The organism is Vibrio sp. Makdt, assembly GCF_027587015.1.
Taxonomy (GTDB): domain Bacteria; phylum Pseudomonadota; class Gammaproteobacteria; order Enterobacterales; family Vibrionaceae; genus Vibrio; species Vibrio chagasii_B.
In genome coordinates this window covers 289,073-310,122 of the sequence record NZ_JAPPTH010000002.1, presented here as the reverse complement: position 1 = coordinate 310,122, position 21,050 = coordinate 289,073, and the positions used below count along the sequence as shown (strand labels likewise).

General features: G+C 47.2%; 1 protein-coding gene. It reads left to right on the top strand.

Features of this window, described 5'->3' with window-relative positions:
* Positions 1–3: 3 nt before the first annotated feature.
* Positions 4–20,889 carry a tandem-95 repeat protein gene (locus OH460_RS03540; protein WP_443088672.1) on the top strand — a complete coding sequence of 6,962 codons (20,886 nt, stop codon included), beginning with the start codon at positions 4–6 and terminating at the stop codon, positions 20,887–20,889.
* Positions 20,890–21,050: the final 161 nt, after the last annotated feature.

The window sequence follows — 21,050 nt, the reverse complement described above, 5'->3', positions numbered from 1 at the left end:
AACATCGACGTCAGTGTAACTGCAGTTGATGATGCACCGGTATCTGGCGACTTAGCTTACTCAGTTGATGAAGACGGCTCTATCCGCCTGAGCCAAGAGCAACTACTTTCACAAGCGTCAGACGTGGAAGGCGATGACCTTACTGCGAGTGGCCTAACGGTCGATGGCGATGCAACTGTCGTTCAAAACGATGACGGCAGTTTCACCATCACACCAGATGCAAACTTTAACGGTGACATCGATATCAGCTTCGATATTTCAGATGGCACTAACACGGTTCAAGCATCTGCGGACCTAACAGTTAACCCAATTAACGATCTGCCTGTTCCTCAAGACCAACAGTTCAGTGTTGAAGAGGATGGTACGCTTAACTTTACCGATGCAGACCTGCTAACAGGTGCAACGGACATTGAAGGCGATAACCTATCGGTTGGAGGGGTAACGTATGATGGCGGTGAAGGCATTCTCACCGATAACGGCAATGGCACCTATACCTTTGCGCCAAATGAGAACTTCAATGGCGATGTAAACTTTAGCTTCGATGTGTCTGATGGTACTGATACTGTTTCTGCAAACATCGATGTAAGTGTTACTGCGGTTGATGATGCTCCTGTGTCTGGCGACCTAGCATACTCAATTGATGAAGACGGTTCGATCCGTTTAAGTCAAGAACAGTTGCTATCTCAAGCTTCTGACGTAGAGGGTGATGATCTTACTGCTAGCAGCCTAACGGTGGATGGCGATGCAACCGTTGTACAAAACGATGATGGCAGCTTCACCATCACGCCAGATGAGAACTTCAATGGTGATATCGACATTAGCTTTGATATCTCCGATGGCACCAATACGGTTCAAGCGTCTGCCGACCTAACAGTAAATCCAGTTAACGACCTGCCGGTGCCTCAAGATCAACAGTTCTCTGTTGAGGAAGACGGTACGCTAATCTTCACTGATGCTGACTTGTTAACAGGCGCAACGGACATTGAAGGCGACAACCTTACTGTTGAAGGTGTGACCTACGATGGTGGCGACGGTATTCTTACCGATAACGGTAATGGTACCTATACCTTTGCGTCAAACGAGAACTTCAATGGCGATGTAAACTTTAGCTTCGATGTGTCTGACGGTACCGATACAGTCTCTGCGAACATTGATGTGAGCGTAACAGCTGTTGATGATGCGCCAGTATCGGGTGATCTAGCGTACTCAGTAGATGAAGACGGTTCGATTCGTTTAAGCCAAGAACAGTTGCTATCCCAAGCTTCTGACGTAGAGGGTGACGATCTAACTGCTAGCAGCCTAACGGTTGATGGTGATGCGACGGTTACTCAAAACGATGATGGTAGCTTTACTATCACGCCAGACGAGAACTTTAACGGTGACATTGATATTCAATTTGATATCTCTGATGGCACTAACACAGTTCAAGCCTCTGCTGATCTAACAGTAAACCCAGTCAATGATTTACCTGTTCCACAAGACCAACAATTCAGCGTAGAAGAAGACGGTACGCTCATCTTTACTGATGCAGACCTGCTAACAGGTGCAACGGACATTGAAGGCGATAACCTATCGGTTGAAGGGGTAACTTATGATGGCGGTGACGGCATTCTCACCGACAATGGCAATGGTACATACACCTTCGCACCAAACGAGAACTTCAATGGTGACGTTAACTTTAGCTTCGATGTGTCTGACGGTACCGATACAGTCTCTGCGAACATCGACGTCAGTGTAACTGCAGTTGATGATGCACCTGTATCCGGCGACTTAGCTTACTCAGTTGATGAAGACGGTTCGATTCGTCTGAGCCAAGAGCAACTACTTTCGCAAGCATCAGACGTGGAAGGCGATGATCTTACTGCGAGTGGCCTTACGGTCGATGGCGATGCAACAGTTGTTCAGAACGATGACGGCAGCTTCACCATAACACCGGATGAAAACTTTAACGGTGACATCGACATCAGCTTTGATATCTCTGATGGCACTAACACGGTTCAAGCCTCTGCTGACTTAACCGTCAATCCAATCAATGACTTACCAGTTCCTCAAGACCAAGAGTTCAGTATTGAAGAAGACGGTACGCTTGTCTTTACGGATGCAGACCTACTAAACGGTGCAACTGATGTTGAGGGAGATAACTTAACTGTTGAAGGGATCTCTTATGAAGGCACTGATGGCGTACTGACCGATAATGGTGATGGCTCTTATAGCTTTGCGCCAAATGAGAACTTCAATGGCGATGTGAGCTTCAGCTTCGATGTGTCTGATGGTACTGGCACAGTGTCGGCAAACATTGATGTTAGCGTGACTCCGGAAAATGATCCTCCAGTTGCGGGCTCGACGTCTTACACCGTAAATGAAGATAACTCGATTACTATTTCTGATGCACAACTGTTGGCAACTTCTTCAGATATTGAAGGCGATGTTTCTATCGACAGTGTGACGTATTCAGGCAGTGACGGTGTATTGGAAATCAATGGTGATGGTACATACACATTCTCACCAAATGAAAACTATAGCGGTGAGATATCACTTGATGTCGTTGTTGCCGATGAAGATGGCGCGACGGATGCTACAACGGCTGGTATTAATGTTCTTGAAGTGAACGATCCACCCGTTGCAGGACCAACGTCTTATACCATTGATGAAGACTCTGTACTCACGTTTAGCGAGTCACAAGTGCTGCTTAACGCTTCGGATGTAGAAGGGGACGTAGAGCTTGTTGGTATTAGCTATGACGGTCCAGATGGTATCTTCTCCGTAAATGGAGATGGTACTTGTAGCTTTGCTCCTAATGAGAACTTCAATGGCCAAGTTCAGCTTGACGTGACGATTCGAGATGAAGATGGTGCTGAAGTTGAAACGGTTATGAACGTCGATGTATTGCCGATCAATGATGCACCTGTTTCTGGTGATTTGGCATACAACGTAAATGAAGATGGTTCAATTACATTGAGCCAAGATCAGTTGTTGTCTCAAGCATCGGATGTAGAAGGAGATGACCTAACCGCGAGTGACTTAACTGTCGATGGTAACGCAACAGTAACGGCCAATGATGATGGCAGCTTCACCATTGTTCCTGACATTAACTTTAACGGTGATATTGATATCCAATTCAATATCACTGATGGCACAGATACCGTCCAAGCCACAGCGGATCTGACTGTTAATCCAGTTAACGATCTACCGGTTCCTCAAGATCAACAATTTAGTATTGAAGAAGACGGTACTCTGCAATTCACAGATGCAGACTTACTGTCTGGCGCAACTGATGTGGATGGCGATGACCTTACGGTTGAGGGAATTAGTTACACCGGTAGCGATGGTGTTCTAACTGACCACGGTGACGGTACTTATACTTTTGCACCAAATGAGAACTTCAATGGTGATGTGAACTTCAGTTTCGATGTCTATGATGGCACAGAAACGGTTAGCGCAAACATTGACGTGAGCGTGACGCCTGAGAATGATCCGCCAGTCGCGGGTTCCACTTCGTACATGGTGAACGAAGACAATGCGATCACCATTTCTGATGAGCAATTATTAGCTAACTCTTCGGATATTGAAGGTGCGGTGTCGGTTGATACTGTGACCTACAGTGGCACAGATGGTGTATTCCAAGATAACGGTGACGGCAGCTACACTTTCCTTCCTAATGAAAACTTCAGCGGTGATATTAGCCTTGATGTGATTGTTGCAGATGAAGAGGGTGCAATTGATGAAACCACAGCAGGCATTACCGTTCTTGAAGTAAACGATCCACCTGTTGCAGGGCCAACGTCTTACACGATTGATGAAGATTCTGTTCTAACGTTCAGTGAATCTCAGATCCTTGTGAATGCCTCAGACGTTGAAGGTGACGTTGAGCTTGTCGGTATCAACTACGACGGGTCAGACGGTATTTTTACCGTCAATGGTGATGGTACATGCAGTTTCGCGCCAAATGAAAACTTCAATGGTCAGGTTCAGCTTGATGTTACGATTCAAGATGAGAATGGCGCAACGGTTGAAACTCACATCAATGTTGATGTTCTGCCAATTAACGATCCACCAGTATCCGGTGACTTGGCTTACACCATCAACGAAGACAGTTCAATTACGCTGACACAAGATCAATTGCTAGCGCGAGCAGGCGATATTGATAGCGATAATCTTGAAGCGATAAACTTATCGACGGATGAAAACGCGACTATCCAGCAAAACGAGGATGGTAGCTATACCATTACTCCTGACGCTGATTACAACGGCGACCTAGACCTAAGCTTCGATATCATTGATAACGATGGTGGTGAGGTTCAAGTTGGTCTCGATATCACAGTCAATCCACTGAACGACTTGCCACAAGCGCAAGATCAGCAGTTCACCATTGAAGAAGATGGCACATTACTGTTTACCGATGAAGACCTACTTGCTGGAGCATCGGATATTGATGGTGACGAACTGTCGATTGAAAATGTACTTTACACAGGTGCAGACGGTGTTCTGAGTGACAACGGTGACGGTACTTACAGCTTTGCACCAAACGAGAACTTCAATGGTGATGTTCAATTCTCATTCGATGTTTCTGATGGTACCGGATCGACGGCTGCTGTTATTGATGTCAGCGTGACACCTGAGAATGATCCACCTATCGCGGGCTCAACGTCATACACGGTTCAAGAAGATGGCCAAATTACCATCAGTGCAGAACAGCTACTGGCGAATTCGTCAGATGTCGAAGGCGATGTTTCACTATCAAGTGTGAGTTATGGCGGCGATGATGGCACATTCGTTGATAACGGTAATGGCACATTTACCTTTACGCCAAACGAAAACTTCGACGGTGATATCTCACTTGATGTTGTTGTCGTTGACGAAGATGGCGCTACTGCTACAACCACTGCGGGTATCGATGTTATTGCTGTGAATGACGGCCCTGAAACATCAGGCATTCAAGCTGAAGTCGATGAAGACAACGCAATCACCATTACTCAAGAGCAGTTACTAGCGAATGCAACGGACGTTGAAGGTGATGATCTAACGGCGTCTAACCTTCAAACCAATGATCCTGACGCGACTATCGTTGCAAATGACGATGGTTCATTCACTATCACGCATACCGAGAACTTCAATGGCGAGTTGGACTTCACATACAGCATCAGTGATGGTGACAACGAAGTTCTGACTACACTCGATCTAACCGTTAATCCAGTTAATGATGCGCCAGAAGCAGGCGAAGAGATCTTCATTCAAGCGCAAGAAGACCAAACGGTTGGTGTCACGCTTCGTGAAGAGCCAGCACTACGTCTGGATCAAGCACCAGAAAACGGCATCATTGAAGCAAATCTGGATAATGAGTGGGTAGTTCTGGAAGTTGGACAAGAGGTGCCAGCTGATACAGAAGTACGCTTTGTTCCAAGTGAAGAGGCACTTGCGAACGGCACCCACACCACACAAATTGGTACCTTCGATGATAATGCGAGCGTAGATGATTGGGGTACAGAAGTAGACCCATACACTCGTGAGTTCTCAGATGGCGACCTAACCGTTACCGTGCAAAGTAACGATGATCCGCTTGGCGCTTGGAATGGCAATACTCATATCGGTCATGGTATTGGTGATACCGACCGTCAAGGCCTGAGTGGTGATGAGAAACTGACGATTTCTGTTGAAGGGCAAGACATCAATGAAATCAGTTTCCACCTAGATGGCTTGGGTGGCTGGTTCATGGAGGAGTCGCGTCACTTTACAGAGGTGGAAATTCGCGCCTTCAATGAAGATGGCGACATGATCGACTCGATGACTTACCACAAAGAAGACCGTGGTACGTTCGAGACAGACTACACGCTAACGGTTGATCAACCAGTGTCTTACTTTGAATTGGGTACAATACAAGGTAACGGCACTTACGTTGTTCAGAACATGACAGTGTCACAAACGTGTCATGATGAAGCCGTGTTCACATCAATTGGTGTAGACGGTTCTGAAATCACTGAAACGGTTGAGTTAAACATCCATGCGGGTGATAACGAGATTGAACTAACGGCTGACCTTCCAAATATCACTATCGATACAGAAGGTTCTGCTCAGTTTGCGTCTGTTGTGATTACTGAAGAGCAGTTATTAGCTCAAGCATCAGACATTGATGGTGATGATCTTGATATTCAAAACCTAGAGCTGGTTGGTGAAAACTCAGAGCACGCAACGCTGACAGATAATGGCGATGGCACTTGGACGGTAACACCGGATGAAAACTTCCACGGTGAAATCGAGCTAGGTTACCAAGTCAGTGATGGTGAGCTAACCGACGACAACATTATCAACATCAATTTTGAATCGGTGAATGATGCGCCGATTGTGTCTGGTCCAATTGTTCTATCGACAGACGAAGATGTAGGCATCACGTTCAGTGCCGATGACCTGTTGGCGAACACGACAGACGTAGAGGGCGATACGCTGTCTATATCTGACATCACTTACGGTGGTGATGATGGTGACTTAGTCGACAATGGTGACGGCACATTTACCTTCATGCCGAATGAAAACTTCAATGGTGAAATCGATATTGACTACAAGGTGTTCGATGGTACCGATGAAGTGGCAACACACCTAGACCTAACGGTAGTCCCTGTTAACGATATTCCAGTTCCAGGTGAACCGCTACATACCCAAATGCTTGAAAACGGCTCCATGATCATCGAAGCGAAAGACCTATTGTCTGGCGCGACGGATGTCGATGGTGACATTCTCCATGTCGAAAACCTATTACTTGCAGACCAAACGCAAGGTATGTTGACCGATAACGGCGACAACACGTTCACCTTCGAACCAGCAGAGAACTTCTACGGTGAAGTTAATCTGACTTTCGATATCAGCGACGGCCAAGCGAGCGCACCTAGCACAGCGACAGTTGACGTTGAGATTGTCAACGAAGGCCCTGAAGTGAGTGGTCCAATTGAAGCGGCGGTGGATGAAGATGGTTCAATCACCATTACACAAGAAGACTTGTTAGCGAACGCGACGGATGTTGATGGTGATAATCTTGAAGCGGTTAACTTAGCAACCAACGATCCAAATGCGGTTATCGTAGAAAACTCTGATGGCAGCTTCACTATCACACCAAGTGCAGATTTCTTTGGTGAGATTGAATTCACTTATGATGTGACTGATGCCATTGAGACAGTGGCAGCAGACCTGAACTTAACAGTAAATCCAATCAATGACGCTCCTGACGTACCGGATATGTCTTTCACGACGGAAGATGGTCAAGCGATTACGATTACTGAAGCTGAGCTATTAGCACAAGCAACCGATGTCGAAGGCGATGAGCTGTCTGTAGTGAATGTTACAAGCACCAGCGACACAGTTGAAGTCACCGATAACGGCGACGGTACATATACATTGACGCCAGAGCAGGGCTTCTTCGGTAATGTTGATTTAGCGTTTGATGTGAGCGATGGCACGGATGTAGTTGCAGCAAACATCGACTTAAAAGTTGAATTCGTCAATGACGCGCCAGAAGCAACGCCAATGGTTGCCAATGTCGACGAAGATGGCTCGATCCTTGTTACACAAGAAATGCTGCTTGAAAACGCAACTGATCAAGATGGCGACGAGCTGTTTGCAAGTTCATTGGAAACTAACGATCCAAATGCAAGCATTCTAGATAATGGCGATGGCACTTACACGGTGACACCTTCGGAGAACTTCAACGGTGATATCGCATTCACTTATGAGGTGAGCGATGGTGAGCTAAGTACTTCTAATGACATGACATTGACCGTGAATCCGGTGAATGACATTCCAATTGTTGCTCCAGGCATGTACCACATCGAAGAGGATGGCAGCATCCTGTTCACTCAAGAAGATCTATTGAGTGGTGCGATTGATATTGATGGCGACGACCTAAGTGTTACCAGCATCAACTACTCTGGTGATGAAGGAACGGTTACCGACAACGGTGATGGCACGTTCAGCTTTGTTCCTGAAGAGCACTTTAGCGGTGACTTACAGTTCAGCTTCACAGTGACTGATGGTACTGATGAGGTAGAGCAAGACCTCAATGTTCACATTGAAGCGGTCGCGGATGCGCCGGATCTTGTGATTACCGATGGTGATGGTGTTAACGTCGACGACCAGGCGATTTTGGTTGAGCCAGGCGGTATTGTTGAACTGAACATTGCTGCGGCACTTGTCGACCAAGACTTGTCTGAAACACTCACTGTAACGGTAGATGGTGTGCCAGAAGGCTCGGTTATCCAATACGATAACGAAGGCGTTCTGAATGACCAAGAGAACGGTATTACCAGTTTCAACGATACTGAAATCACAGTAACGTTTGAAGGCGAAACCGCGGGCTACCAAAACGCAGCGGGTTACTACAAAGTTGACGAAGACGGCAACATCACAGGTGTTGAAGTTGTTTACGAAAACGCATCACAAGTTGGTGGTGGCGGTGACCTTGTCCCAGGGCAAGATCAATTCAGCTTCCAAGTTGCAGAAGGTGAAAGCTTCAACCTGTTCTTGATTCCAAACGGGCATCAGCACAACGACTTTGACGCGATGCAAGAAGGTCAGTATGAGTTCCGTGCTGAAGATGGTTCGCCTGCAAATATGGACACGGTTGATCCTCAACTTGTGTTTGTTGCTGCCGATGGCACTGAAACAGTGATTCAAGGCCAGAATGGAGACGCTATCTTCCATGGTGGTTCAAGCGCTCAACTAAACCAAGATGGTATCGAGCATACACGAACCACGGTGAATGAAGATGGTGAACTGGTTTACGGATTTGAAGATCTTTATGGTGGCGGTGATGCTGACTATACCGACTTCAACTTCACTATTGATGTAGGTGAGGTGAACAGCCAAATCTATAGCGGTGAAATTACCGTTGGTCCTGATGGCTCAGTTGATATACCAACAACAGCAATTGCACAAGAGCTGCAGATTCAACTGCCAGAAGATTTCAATGAACAAATTGAAATCAACGTAACTGCAACCGCAACCGAGCTATCAAACGATGACTCTGAGACGGTATCTCAAACCATTCACATCAATGCGACAGGTGCACATATTGAACATGCTCCTGAAGCACTACCTGTTGCTGCAACAGTGGAAGAAGATGGCTCCATCATCATCACGCAAGAAGACCTGTTGGCCAACGCTCGTGACTTAGATGGCGACCAGTTAACAGCGCTCAACTTAGCAACTGACGATGACAGTGTGACTATTACAGATAACGGTGATGGCACATACACATTGACACCAGATGCTGACTTCAACGGTGATGTAAGCTTTACCTTCGATGTATCTGATGGTGATGATGTTGTTTCAACCAACCTAGAACTGACTGTTTCACCCGTGAATGATGGTCCTGAAGCGCAAGATCAAGCCTTCACAGTAAACGAAGATGGTGTATTAACCTTTACTGACCAAGACCTACTAACAGGTGCTACAGACATTGAAGGGGATGACCTGAGCGTTGAAGGCGTCACATACACTGGTGCAGATGGTGTATTAACTGATAACGGTGACGGTACATACAGCTTCGCGCCGAATGAGAACTTCAACGGTGATGTTAACTTTACGTTTGATGTGTCCGATGGCACAGACACGGTTACTGCTAACGTTGATGTAAGCGTAACACCTGAGAATGATCCTCCTGTTGCTGGCAGCACGTCTTACACCGTTCATGAAGATAACTCCATCACGATCAGCAACGAACAATTGCTTGCGAACTCGTCGGATATCGAAGGGGAAGTGGCGATTGATAGCGTGACTTACAGTGGCGGCGATGGTGTACTTGAAATCAATGGTGACGGAACTTACACCTTCTCTCCAAACGAGAACTTCAACGGTGAAGTCAGCCTTGATGTTGTTGTGACCGATGAAGATGGTGCCACTGAAGCAACCACAGCTGGAATTACGGTTCTAGAGGTGAACGATCCTCCGGTTGCAGGTCCAACGTCTTACACCATTGATGAAGATTCTGTACTGACATTCAGTGAGTCTCAAGTACTGCTTAACGCGTCAGATATTGAAGGCGACGTTGAGTTAGTTGAGATTAACTACGATGGTCCAGATGGCATCTTCTCAATTAATGGTGATGGCACTTGTAGCTTTGCACCGAATGAAAACTTCAACGGCCAAGTGCAATTGGATGTGACCATTCAAGATGAAGATGGTGCTCAAGTTGATACTTACATTACGGTAGATGTCTTACCAATCAATGATGTGCCTGTGTCGGGTGACTTGGCTTACAGCGTAGAAGAAGACGGCTCAATCACACTAAGCCAAGAGCAGCTTCTGTCTCAAGCAAGTGACGTGGAAGGGGATGACCTTACCGCTTCTAACTTAATGGTTGATGGGGATGCGACTGTAACGGCGAACGATGACGGTAGCTTTACCATTGTTCCTGATGCGAACTTCAATGGAGACATCGACCTCACGTTCGACATTAACGATGGTACAGACACATTAGTCGCTACGGCTGACTTAACGGTTAACCCTGTTAATGACCTGCCACAGCCACAAGATCAAACCTTCAGCATTGGCGAAGACGGCACCTTGGACTTCACTGATGAAGACTTGCTAACAGGTGCTACCGATATCGATGGGGATGACCTATCAGTCGAAGGTGTAAACTATACGGGCGCTGACGGTGTGCTTACCGATAATGGTGACGGCACATACAGCTTCGCGCCAAACGAGAACTTCAATGGCGATGTGAGCTTCAGCTTTGATGTGTCAGATGGCACGGATACGGTTCAGGCGAACATCGATGTGAGTGTGACACCAGAGAACGATCCTCCGGTTGCAGGTAGCACGTCTTACACCGTTCATGAAGACAACTCAATTACCATCAGTGACGAACAGTTACTTGCTAACTCTTCGGACATTGAGGGTGATGTGGCCGTTGACAGCGTGACTTACACTGGCGCTGACGGTGTCTTTGAAAACAACGGTGACGGTACTTACACCTTCTCACCAAACGAAAACTTCAACGGCGAAGTTAGCCTTGATGTTGTCGTAACTGATGAAGAGGGCGCAACTGAAGCGACCACCGCGGGTATTACTGTACTTGAGGTGAACGATCCACCAATCGCAGGCTCAACGAGTTACTCAGTCAACGAGGACGAAGTTATCACCATCAGTTCAGAGCAACTGTTGGCGAACGCTTCTGATATCGAAGGTGAAGTGGCGATTGATAGCGTCAACTACACCGGTTCAGACGGCATCTTTACTGATAATGGTGATGGAACATTCAGCTTCGCTCCAAACGCAAACTTCGACGGTGATGTCAGCCTTGATGTTGTCGTAACGGACGAAGATGGTGCAACGGCAACCACAACAGCAAGCATTGATGTTCTGCCTGTTAACGATGCTCCGGTATCTGGTGAATTGGCATACAGTGTCGATGAAGATGGCTCGATTAACCTAAGTCAAGAGCAATTACTTGCTCAAGCGGGTGACGTTGATGGTGACGACCTATCGGTATCTAACCTGACCGTTGACGGCAATGCGACAGTAACAGCAAACGATGATGGTAGCTTTACTATTACACCAGATGCTGACTTCAATGGCGACATTGATTTGAACTTCGACATTACCGATGGTGATGAGACGATTCAAGCAACGGCTGATCTAACGGTTAACCCAGTCAACGACCTACCAACAGTCGGCGAGCCACAATTTGTGACTCAAGAAGACACCAGCTTCACGTTCACTGAAGAGCAGCTACTGCAAAATGCGGGCGACATTGATGGCGATAACCTATCGGTTGAAAATGTGGCTTCAGATAGCGGTACTTTGGTTGATAACGGTGACGGCACTTACACATTCGCTCCGAATGAAAACTTCGACGGCAATGTGAATGTGACGTTCGACGTGAATGACGGCACGGCAACAGTACCAGCAGAAGCGACGATTGATGTTCAATCTGTGGTTGATATGCCAGAGCTGTCGATTGCTTCTGACCTAGTGATTGCTTCAGACAACTTCGAGTCTGGCTCAAACGGTTGGAATACAGGCACTGAAAGCTCACAAGGCTTTGAATCTGGCGACATGCTAGGTCGTATTGGTGGCACTGGTGGCGAGGAGGCTGTAAGCAAAACTTACGACATTCCAAGTGATGTAAGCGAAGTTAATATCTCGTTTAGCTTCTACGAAATCGACTCTTGGGATGGTGAGTCGTTCCAAATCTTTGTTGGTGGCGAAGAGCTAACTACATTAGATAATTCTGCGTTCCGTACGCAAGATGGCACAACAACGCTTTACGACTCAGAAGGTAACGAAGTCGGCGAAGTGGTTCATGGCGTGTCGCAAGGTGAGGGCTTCAGTGGATGGAATGACCAAGCACACCAAATCAACCTAACGGTGCCGGTTGAAGACGGCCAACTTGAACTTGGCTTTGGTTCAACCTTGAATCAAAGCGTTAATGACGAGTCGTTTGGTATCGACAACATCGAAATATCAGTGTCTGACGCGGATTACCAAATCATTGGTACCGAAGACACACCAGTTCCACTGGATATTGATGCTGCATTAACGGATACCGATGGTTCAGAAAATCTCGCTATCTTGATTGAAGATGTACCAGAGGGAAGTTCGCTTTCTGCAGGTACCGACAACGGCGATGGCACATGGTCTCTACAGCCAGAAGAACTTGCAGGGTTAGAGTTTATTCCTTCAGGTGATTTCAATGGCGATGTGGTGTTGACGGTTAATGCGACATCAACAGATGTTGATACCGGTACAACCGCAACAGCGACGCAAGATGTGACGATTCACATCTCGCCTGCGAATGATGCACCAGAGGTAGAAGGTGATATCAGCGCAGTCACAGCAGAAGACAACAGCATCACGTTAACGCAAGAGCAACTACTAGAACACGCTGTCGATATTGATGGTGATGATCTATCCGCAATCAACTTAACCACCAATGATGAAAATGCGACCGTCGAAATGAACGACGATGGCAGTTTCACCATTACACCAAGTGAAAACTTCAACGGTAATATCGAATTTAGTTACGATGTCACCGATGGAGAGGAGATGGTGGCAGCGGGCTTAGACTTGACGGTAACACCAGTCAATGACGCGCCAGAGCCACAAGACCAAACATTCACCATTGGTGAGGATGGTGTTCTTAACTTCACAGATGAAGACCTACTAACAGGTGCTACGGATGTTGAAGGTGACACACTAGCGGTTGAAAGCGTGACATACACAGGCGCTGACGGTGTGCTTACTGATAATGGTGATGGCAGCTACAGCTTTGCACCTAACGAGAACTTCAATGGTGATGTGAACTTTAGTTTTGATGTGTCAGATGGCACAGATACGGTTCAAGCCAACATTGATGTGAGCGTGACTCCTGAGAACGACCCACCGGTGGCAGGCAGCACGTCTTACACGGTCCATGAAGACAACTCGATCACCATCAGTAACGAGCAGCTATTGGCTAACTCTTCTGATGTTGAAGGTGAAGTGGCGATTGATAGCGTGTCTTACACTGGCAGTGATGGTGTGTTCGAAGACAACGGTGACGGCACCTACATCTTCTCTCCAAACGAGAACTTCAATGGCGAAGTAAGCTTGGCCGTTGTTGTGACAGATGAAGACGGTGCAACTGAAGCGACTACAGCTGGAATTACCGTTCTTGAGGTTAACGATCCACCAATTGCTGGCTCAACCAGCTACTCAGTGAATGAAGATGAAGTTATCACCATCAGTTCAGATCAACTGTTGGCGAACTCTTCAGACGTTGAAGGCGAAGTGGCGATTGACAGCGTGAACTACACAGGCGCTGACGGTATCTTTACTGACAATGGCGATGGAACATTCAGCTTCGCGCCAAACGCAAACTTCGATGGTGATGTAAGCCTTGATGTAGTGGTAACCGACGAGGATGGTGCAACGACCGCCACAACGGCAAGCATTGATGTTCTACCAATTAATGATCCACCAGTATCGGGCGACTTGGCGTACAGCATTGATGAAGATGGTTCAATTACTCTGACTCAAGAGCAGTTGCTGTCTCAAGCATCGGATGTCGATGGTGATGATCTAACAGCCAGCAACCTAAGTGCAGGGGATAACGCGACCGTTGTTGATAATGGCGATGGTACCTTCACGGTCACGCCGGATGCTGATTTCAACGGCGACATTGACCTAAGCTTCGATGTATCAGACGGCTTAGAAACGGTACAAGCTGGTGTTGACCTAACCGTTAACCCAGTGAACGATTTACCAACCAGTGACGATGTGTACGCTAATGTTGATGAAGATAACACCATCACGATCACTCAAGAGCAGCTACTTGCGAATGCCGCTGATATTGAGGGTGACGACCTTGTCGCTTCCGACTTAACCTTAGTGGGTGACGATGCAACGATTGTCGATAATGGCGATGGCACGTTCTCAATCACTCCAAGCGAAAACTTCAATGGCTACATCGACGTTGCCTACAGCATCAACGATGGCGACACCCCAATTGCCGCTAACTTAGGCTTAACCGTTGACCCAGTTAACGACGCGCCAATTGTTTCTGCTGATGTGGCGATAACCATTGAAGAAGATGGTTCATACACCATTACTCAAGAAGAGCTCCTACAATTCGCGACTGACATCGAAGACGATGACATGACCGCAATTATTGGAGAGCAGGGCGATGAAACAACCGTAACCGGTACAGTGTTGGATGCTGAAACCAGTAATCCAGTGTCTGGTGCAGAAGTCACCCTGACCGACAGCGCTGGCAATAGCTACACCACAGTAACGGATGATTCAGGAAACTACTCTGTTACAGGTTCAGTCGTTGACCAAGGTACGGTCACCATTGAGCAAGAAGGTTCAATCACCAGTAGCTTCCTTGTCCCTGCGGGCGAAGATGTGAATGGTGGCGTAACTGCTATATCTGAAGTACTTGAAGAAACAGATATGCGTATCGTGGTGACTTGGGGTGAAAGTCCTCGAGATATGGATAACCACTTATGGCTATACGATACAGAGAATGGCAATGAGCTAGACCATATTTACTACCGCGACATGAGCCATGATCTTGGTGAAGGTAACGTTGTTCAACAAGATGTTGATGATGTAAATGGCCATGGTCCTGAAACCATTACCATTCCAAACTACCAAGATGCTGACATGCACTATTCAGTACACAACTACACCAACAGAAGTTGGGATGTAGATGGTGTTGAAGATGTACAAGTTCAGGTGTTTGTAGGCGATACATTGGTTGAAACCTTCAGCCCAGATTTATCTGATAACCCATCAGGTGATCACTGGCATGTATTTGATATCGTGAATGGCATCATTGTTCCAAGCCAAGATGTCGGCACTCAAAATGCGTTCGATTTGCCAACGGCAGAAGAAGCGCTTGCGAATGAAAACGGTATCGACATTTCTGAATTGCTAAGCGGCGAAGAAGACGGTGATTTGGGCGATACCGATGGTAACGAACCAAGTGTTGGTGACATTTCCATCGAGAACGCTCTGATCACTGACAATGGTGACGGTACCTACACCATTACGCCGGAAGAGAACTTCAACGGTGAATTCTCCATTAGCTACAACGTAGATGATGGTAACGGTGGAGTGACTCCTGCTGAGCTTGATGTGACAGTCACGGCAGTCAACGACCTATCTGTGATTTACGACCATGACTACACCATTAACGAAGATGGCTCGTTAACCTTCACAGATGAGCAGTTACTGGCTGGTGCTACGGATATCGACGGTGATGATCTGTCCGTTGAGTCTGTTAATTACGAAGGCACAGATGGTGTGTTCACGGATAATGGTGATGGTACTTACACCTTCGCTCCAAACGAGAACTTCAACGGTAACGTCGACCTCACTTACGATGTAAGTGATGGTACAGATGTGGTATCGGCAAACATTGATGTTCAAGTTGTTCCAATCAATGACGTACCCGTTGCGGGCACAACCTCTTACAGCGTTGAAGAAGATGGCAGTATCACCCTAAGCGATGCACAACTTCTGGCGAACAGCTCAGATGTAGAAGGGGAAGTGTTTGTTAGTGACGTAAGTTACAGCGGTACTGATGGTGTGTTTACGGATAATGGTGACGGCACTTACACCTTCGCGCCAAATGAAAACTTTAACGGCGATATCAGCCTTGATGTATCCGTTATGGATGAAGATGGTGCCACAGCCGAAACAACCGCAGGCATTGATGTTATTGCCGTTAATGACTTACCGGTAGCTGGTTCAACAACCTACAGTGTTGACGAAGATAACGTCATTACGATTTCTGATGCACAGCTTCTTGCAAATAGCTCAGACATCGAAGGTGATGTATCCGTTAGCGATGTGTCTTACTCAGGCACAGACGGTATCTTTACCGATAACGGCGATGGTACTTACAGTTTTGCACCAAACGAAAACTTCAACGGTAATGTCAGTCTAGATGTCACCGTGGCTGATGAAGATGGTGCTACTGCTCAAACGACGGCGGGCATTGATGTTATCGCGGTTAACGATGCACCAGTATCAGGTGACTTGGCGTACTCAGTTGATGAAGATGGCTCAATCACCCTAAGCCAAGAGCAGCTGCTTGCTCAAGCATCTGATGTTGATGGCGATACTCTAACGGCATCTAACCTAACAGCAGGTGACAACGCGACGGTAACGGCGAACGATGATGGTTCATTTACGATTACACCGGATGCGGACTTCAATGGCGACATTGACCTAAGCTTCGACGTTTCAGATGGCCTTGAAACCGTTCAAGCAGGCGTTGACCTAACAGTTAACCCAGTGAACGACTTGCCTACGGCTGAAGATCAAAACTTCACCGTTGAGGAAGACGGAACGCTAACCTTCACTGATGAGGATCTGTTAGCTGGTGCTGCGGACATTGACGGTGACGACCTATCAGTTGCTGATGTGTCTTACACGGGTACCGACGGTGTATTCACCGATAATGGTGACGGCACTTATAGCTTTGCTCCAAATGAGAACTTCAATGGTGACGTAAACCTTGGTTTCACTGTGTCGGATGGTACTGACACCGTTGATGCCAACATTGATGTGACAGTCACAGATGTGAATGATGGACCGGTGGCAGGTTCAACGACTTACCAGATGAACGAAGATGGCACCATCACATTGAGCCCAGAGCAATTGATTGCGAATAGCTCTGATGTTGATGGCGAAGTGTCACTTGATAGCGTGAGCTACTCAGGTACCGACGGTATCTTGGTTCAAAATGAAGATGGTTCAGTGACCTTTGCTCCCAATGAAAACTTTAACGGTGATATCAGCCTTGATGTAACCGTTATTGATGACGATGGCGCGACGGCTGAAACAACCGCTGGTATTGAAGTCATTGCTGTTAATGATGCTCCAGTTGCAGGCAGCGTGGCTTACTCAGTTGATGAAGATGGTTCAATTACCCTAACTCAAGAGCAGCTATTAGCGAACGCATCGGATGTTGATGGCGATGACCTAACTGCTGCCAACTTGAGTGCAGGTGACAACGCAACGGTAACGGCGAACGATGATGGTTCATTTACTATCACGCCGGATGCGAACTTCAATGGTGACATCGACCTAAGCTTCGATGTATCGGATGGCCTTGAAACCGTTCAAGCTGGTGTTGACCTAACGGTGAACCCAGTTAACGACTTGCCAACGGCTGAAGATCAAAGCTTCACTGTTGAGGAAGATGGAACGCTGATCTTCACGGATGCGGACCTACTAGCAGGTGCAGCGGACATTGATGGGGACGACCTATCCGTCACTGATGTGTCTTACACAGGTGCAGAGGGTGTGTTCACCGATAACGGCGACGGCACTTATAGCTTTGCTCCGAATGAGAACTTCAATGGCGATGTAAACCTTGGTTTCACAGTGTCTGACGGTACTGATACGGTTGACGCCAACATCGATGTGACAGTCACGGATGTGAATGATGCACCAGTGGCAGGTTCAACGTCTTACCAAATGAACGAAGATGGCACGATAACCATTAGCCCAGAGCAATTGATTGCGAACAGCTCAGACGTTGATGGCGAAGTGTCGCTAGAGAGTGTGACTTACACTGGCTCTGATGGCACCTTGGTTCAAAACGACAATGGGTCTGTGACCTTCACACCAAACGAGAACTTCAATGGTGATATTAGCTTAGATGTTGTTGTAACCGACGATGACGGTGCGACAGCAACAACAACGGCAGGTATCGAAGTTCTGGCTGTGAACGATGGACCTGAATCAGAGGATGTGAACCTAACCACAGCCGAAGACAGCACCATTCTTATCACACAAGAAATGCTGCTGGCTCAAGCGACGGATATTGACAACACTGCTGACGAACTATCTGCTTCTGGCCTACAGATTGACCCAAGCTTAGGTGAGTTGTTAGATAACGAAGATGGTACTTGGTCATTCACGCCAAATGAAAACTTCAATGGCGATGTGCCAATGACGTTTAACGTTAGCGATGGTCAAGATACGATTTCTGTCGACGGCAACATCGATGTCACGCCAGTGAACGACGCGCCTGAAGCGCCTACGATTGAGATGCAAGGTGAAGAAGATGTGGTCATGGTGCTTGACCCGGCTTACATCGCGGATCAAGTGTCGGATCTTGATGGTGACGAGATCAGTATCGAAAGCATCACGGTTCGTGCTCCAGCTAATGCGACCTTAACTCAGCAGCCAGACGGCATGTATCACTTAGTCACTACTCAAGACTTTAATGGCTTGGTAGAACTGGGCTATCAAGCAACTGATGGCGAAGAAGTGGTTGATGGTTCGCTAAATGTGGATGTGATTCCAGTTAACGACGCTCCATTCAATGTCGGTAACGCCATGATGACCACAGACGAAGATGGCGCGTTCACCTTCGACGCTGGCGACTTGATGAACTTGTTCGGTGACATTGATACCGCTGACCTTGTAGTTTCACGCATTATCACTGCAGACGGTGAAGATGGCGGAGAAGTCACAGACAACGGCGATGGTACTTGGACATTCACACCAACGGGCGACTTCGCAGGCGTTTCAGACCTACAAGTTGTGGTGAGTGATGGTGAGTTTGAAACGGTGCTCGATGTTCCTGTGTACGTTCGTCCTGTTGCGGATGGCGCGGTGATTACAACCGACCATGATGGTCCACTTGTCTTCGGTGAAGATGAAACGGGTCACCTAGGATTGAACGTTGGCTTAGTCGATGATTCAGAAACACTAAGTAATCTAGTGATGACTGGTTTCCCTGTTGGCTTCGAAGTGACTGATGGTGTGAACACCGTAATGATCACTGAACCGGGTCAATACATTGACTTGTTCGACTGGGATATCTCAAATATTCAAATGACGCCTCCTGAAGACTTCCATGGTGAGTTCTTCGTAACCGTAAGTGCAACAACGGTCGATTATGGAGATGAGCCAGAAGCGTTCGAAGATGGCATCGATTCTGGTGATTTCGAAACCGTAGCGGGTGATTCCATCATCCTAACCGCGGACGACCTAATCGGGTTGGCTGAGAATGTGGATGCAGACAGTGACGATGAAGTGAAATTGGTTCATCTAGCAGACCGCAGCCAAGGTGAGATTGTCGATAATGGCGATGGCACTTGGACGTTCACACCAGCTCCTGGCTTTACTGGCGAAGCAGACATTGCTTACGTGGTCGATAAAGATGGCGTGCTTCATGATGAGCAAACTGGCGTGGTCGTGAAAGAGGGCGATTCACAAGAGAATGCAGCACCAGAAGTGAACAGCATCACGACGACGGAAATCGCAGCGGATGCAACCTTGTCGTTTACTGACGAAGATATGTTAGCGAACCTGAGCGATGCAGAGGGCGATAGCTTGAGCATTGAGTCAGTGAGCTTGATGGAAGGTCAGGGTGTGATAGAAAGCGATAACCAAGGTAATTATCAATTCACACCTGCTGAAGATTACACTGGAGATGTTCAAGTTGGATTTATAGCGACCGATGGCGAAAACCGCATCGAAAGCTTCTTCAACGTGGATATTCAAGGTGGCGATGAATCAGCAGCGAGTGAAGGTTACGTCTTAGCGGATGACGGTTCATTAACTATCACAGAGTCTCAGCTGGTGGATGAGTTAGGCGTTAGCGATACAGCTCAAGTTGTTGATGTTGCAGACGCGAATGACGCAGGCTTCTTTGCTGAATCTGGTGAAGGCGAATGGACATACTGGCCAAACGAAGACTTCGACGGCAACTTAGCGATGAATGTCGACGTTAACGATGGTGGTGAAGTATCGAGCCATAGCTTAAGCGTCCAAGTAGCTGATGATTCAGCACCGAGTGATGAACCACAAGCAGAAGCCGCTCAAGCAACTGAAGAGCAGCAAGTGGAAGTCGCACAACAAGCTGATGACCAAGCTCAAGATGCTGAAGCAGAAGACAGCGTTGCTGACGTAACAGCCGCACCGGGAGATACTATTTCTATCTCGATCCCTGATGAGGTGAGTGGTAACGAATCGGTGGATTACGCTGAAATGTCTGGTTTACCTGAAGGTTCTAGCGTGAGTAATGCGTTGGATAACGGTGATGGTAGCTTCACTATCAGTGGTAACCTTGAGCAACCGGTATCGGTTGAGCTTCCTGAAGGTTACGAAGGCACTAGCGAGATCCAATTCCAAGGTTACGACGAGTTGGGTAGTTCGATAGACGGTGCAAGTGGCTCTGTTGAAGTTGAAGTTGATGATCAATACACCATGCAAGGTTCTACTCAAGAGCAGCAACCAGACATGGCAGGTATGGAATCAGGTGGCAGTGACTGGACTAGTGCTGGTGGTCAAGACCAAGGTGTTGACTTCACAGACGACTCTGGAAGCTTCGACTCAGATTCGCAATCTGGAAACGATCAAGGCAACGACTTCGATCAAAGCTCAATCTAAACCAAAACGTTGGTATTACATGAGCCGACAAGTTGACAGGGCAGCGTAAAGTTGCCCTTATCGAAAGCCATGCTGGGCCTACCTTGCATGGCTTTTTATTTGACATTAATTCAGTGATTAGTTTGCTATAAAAACTTGAGAACGCATAAAAATGTCCTTAA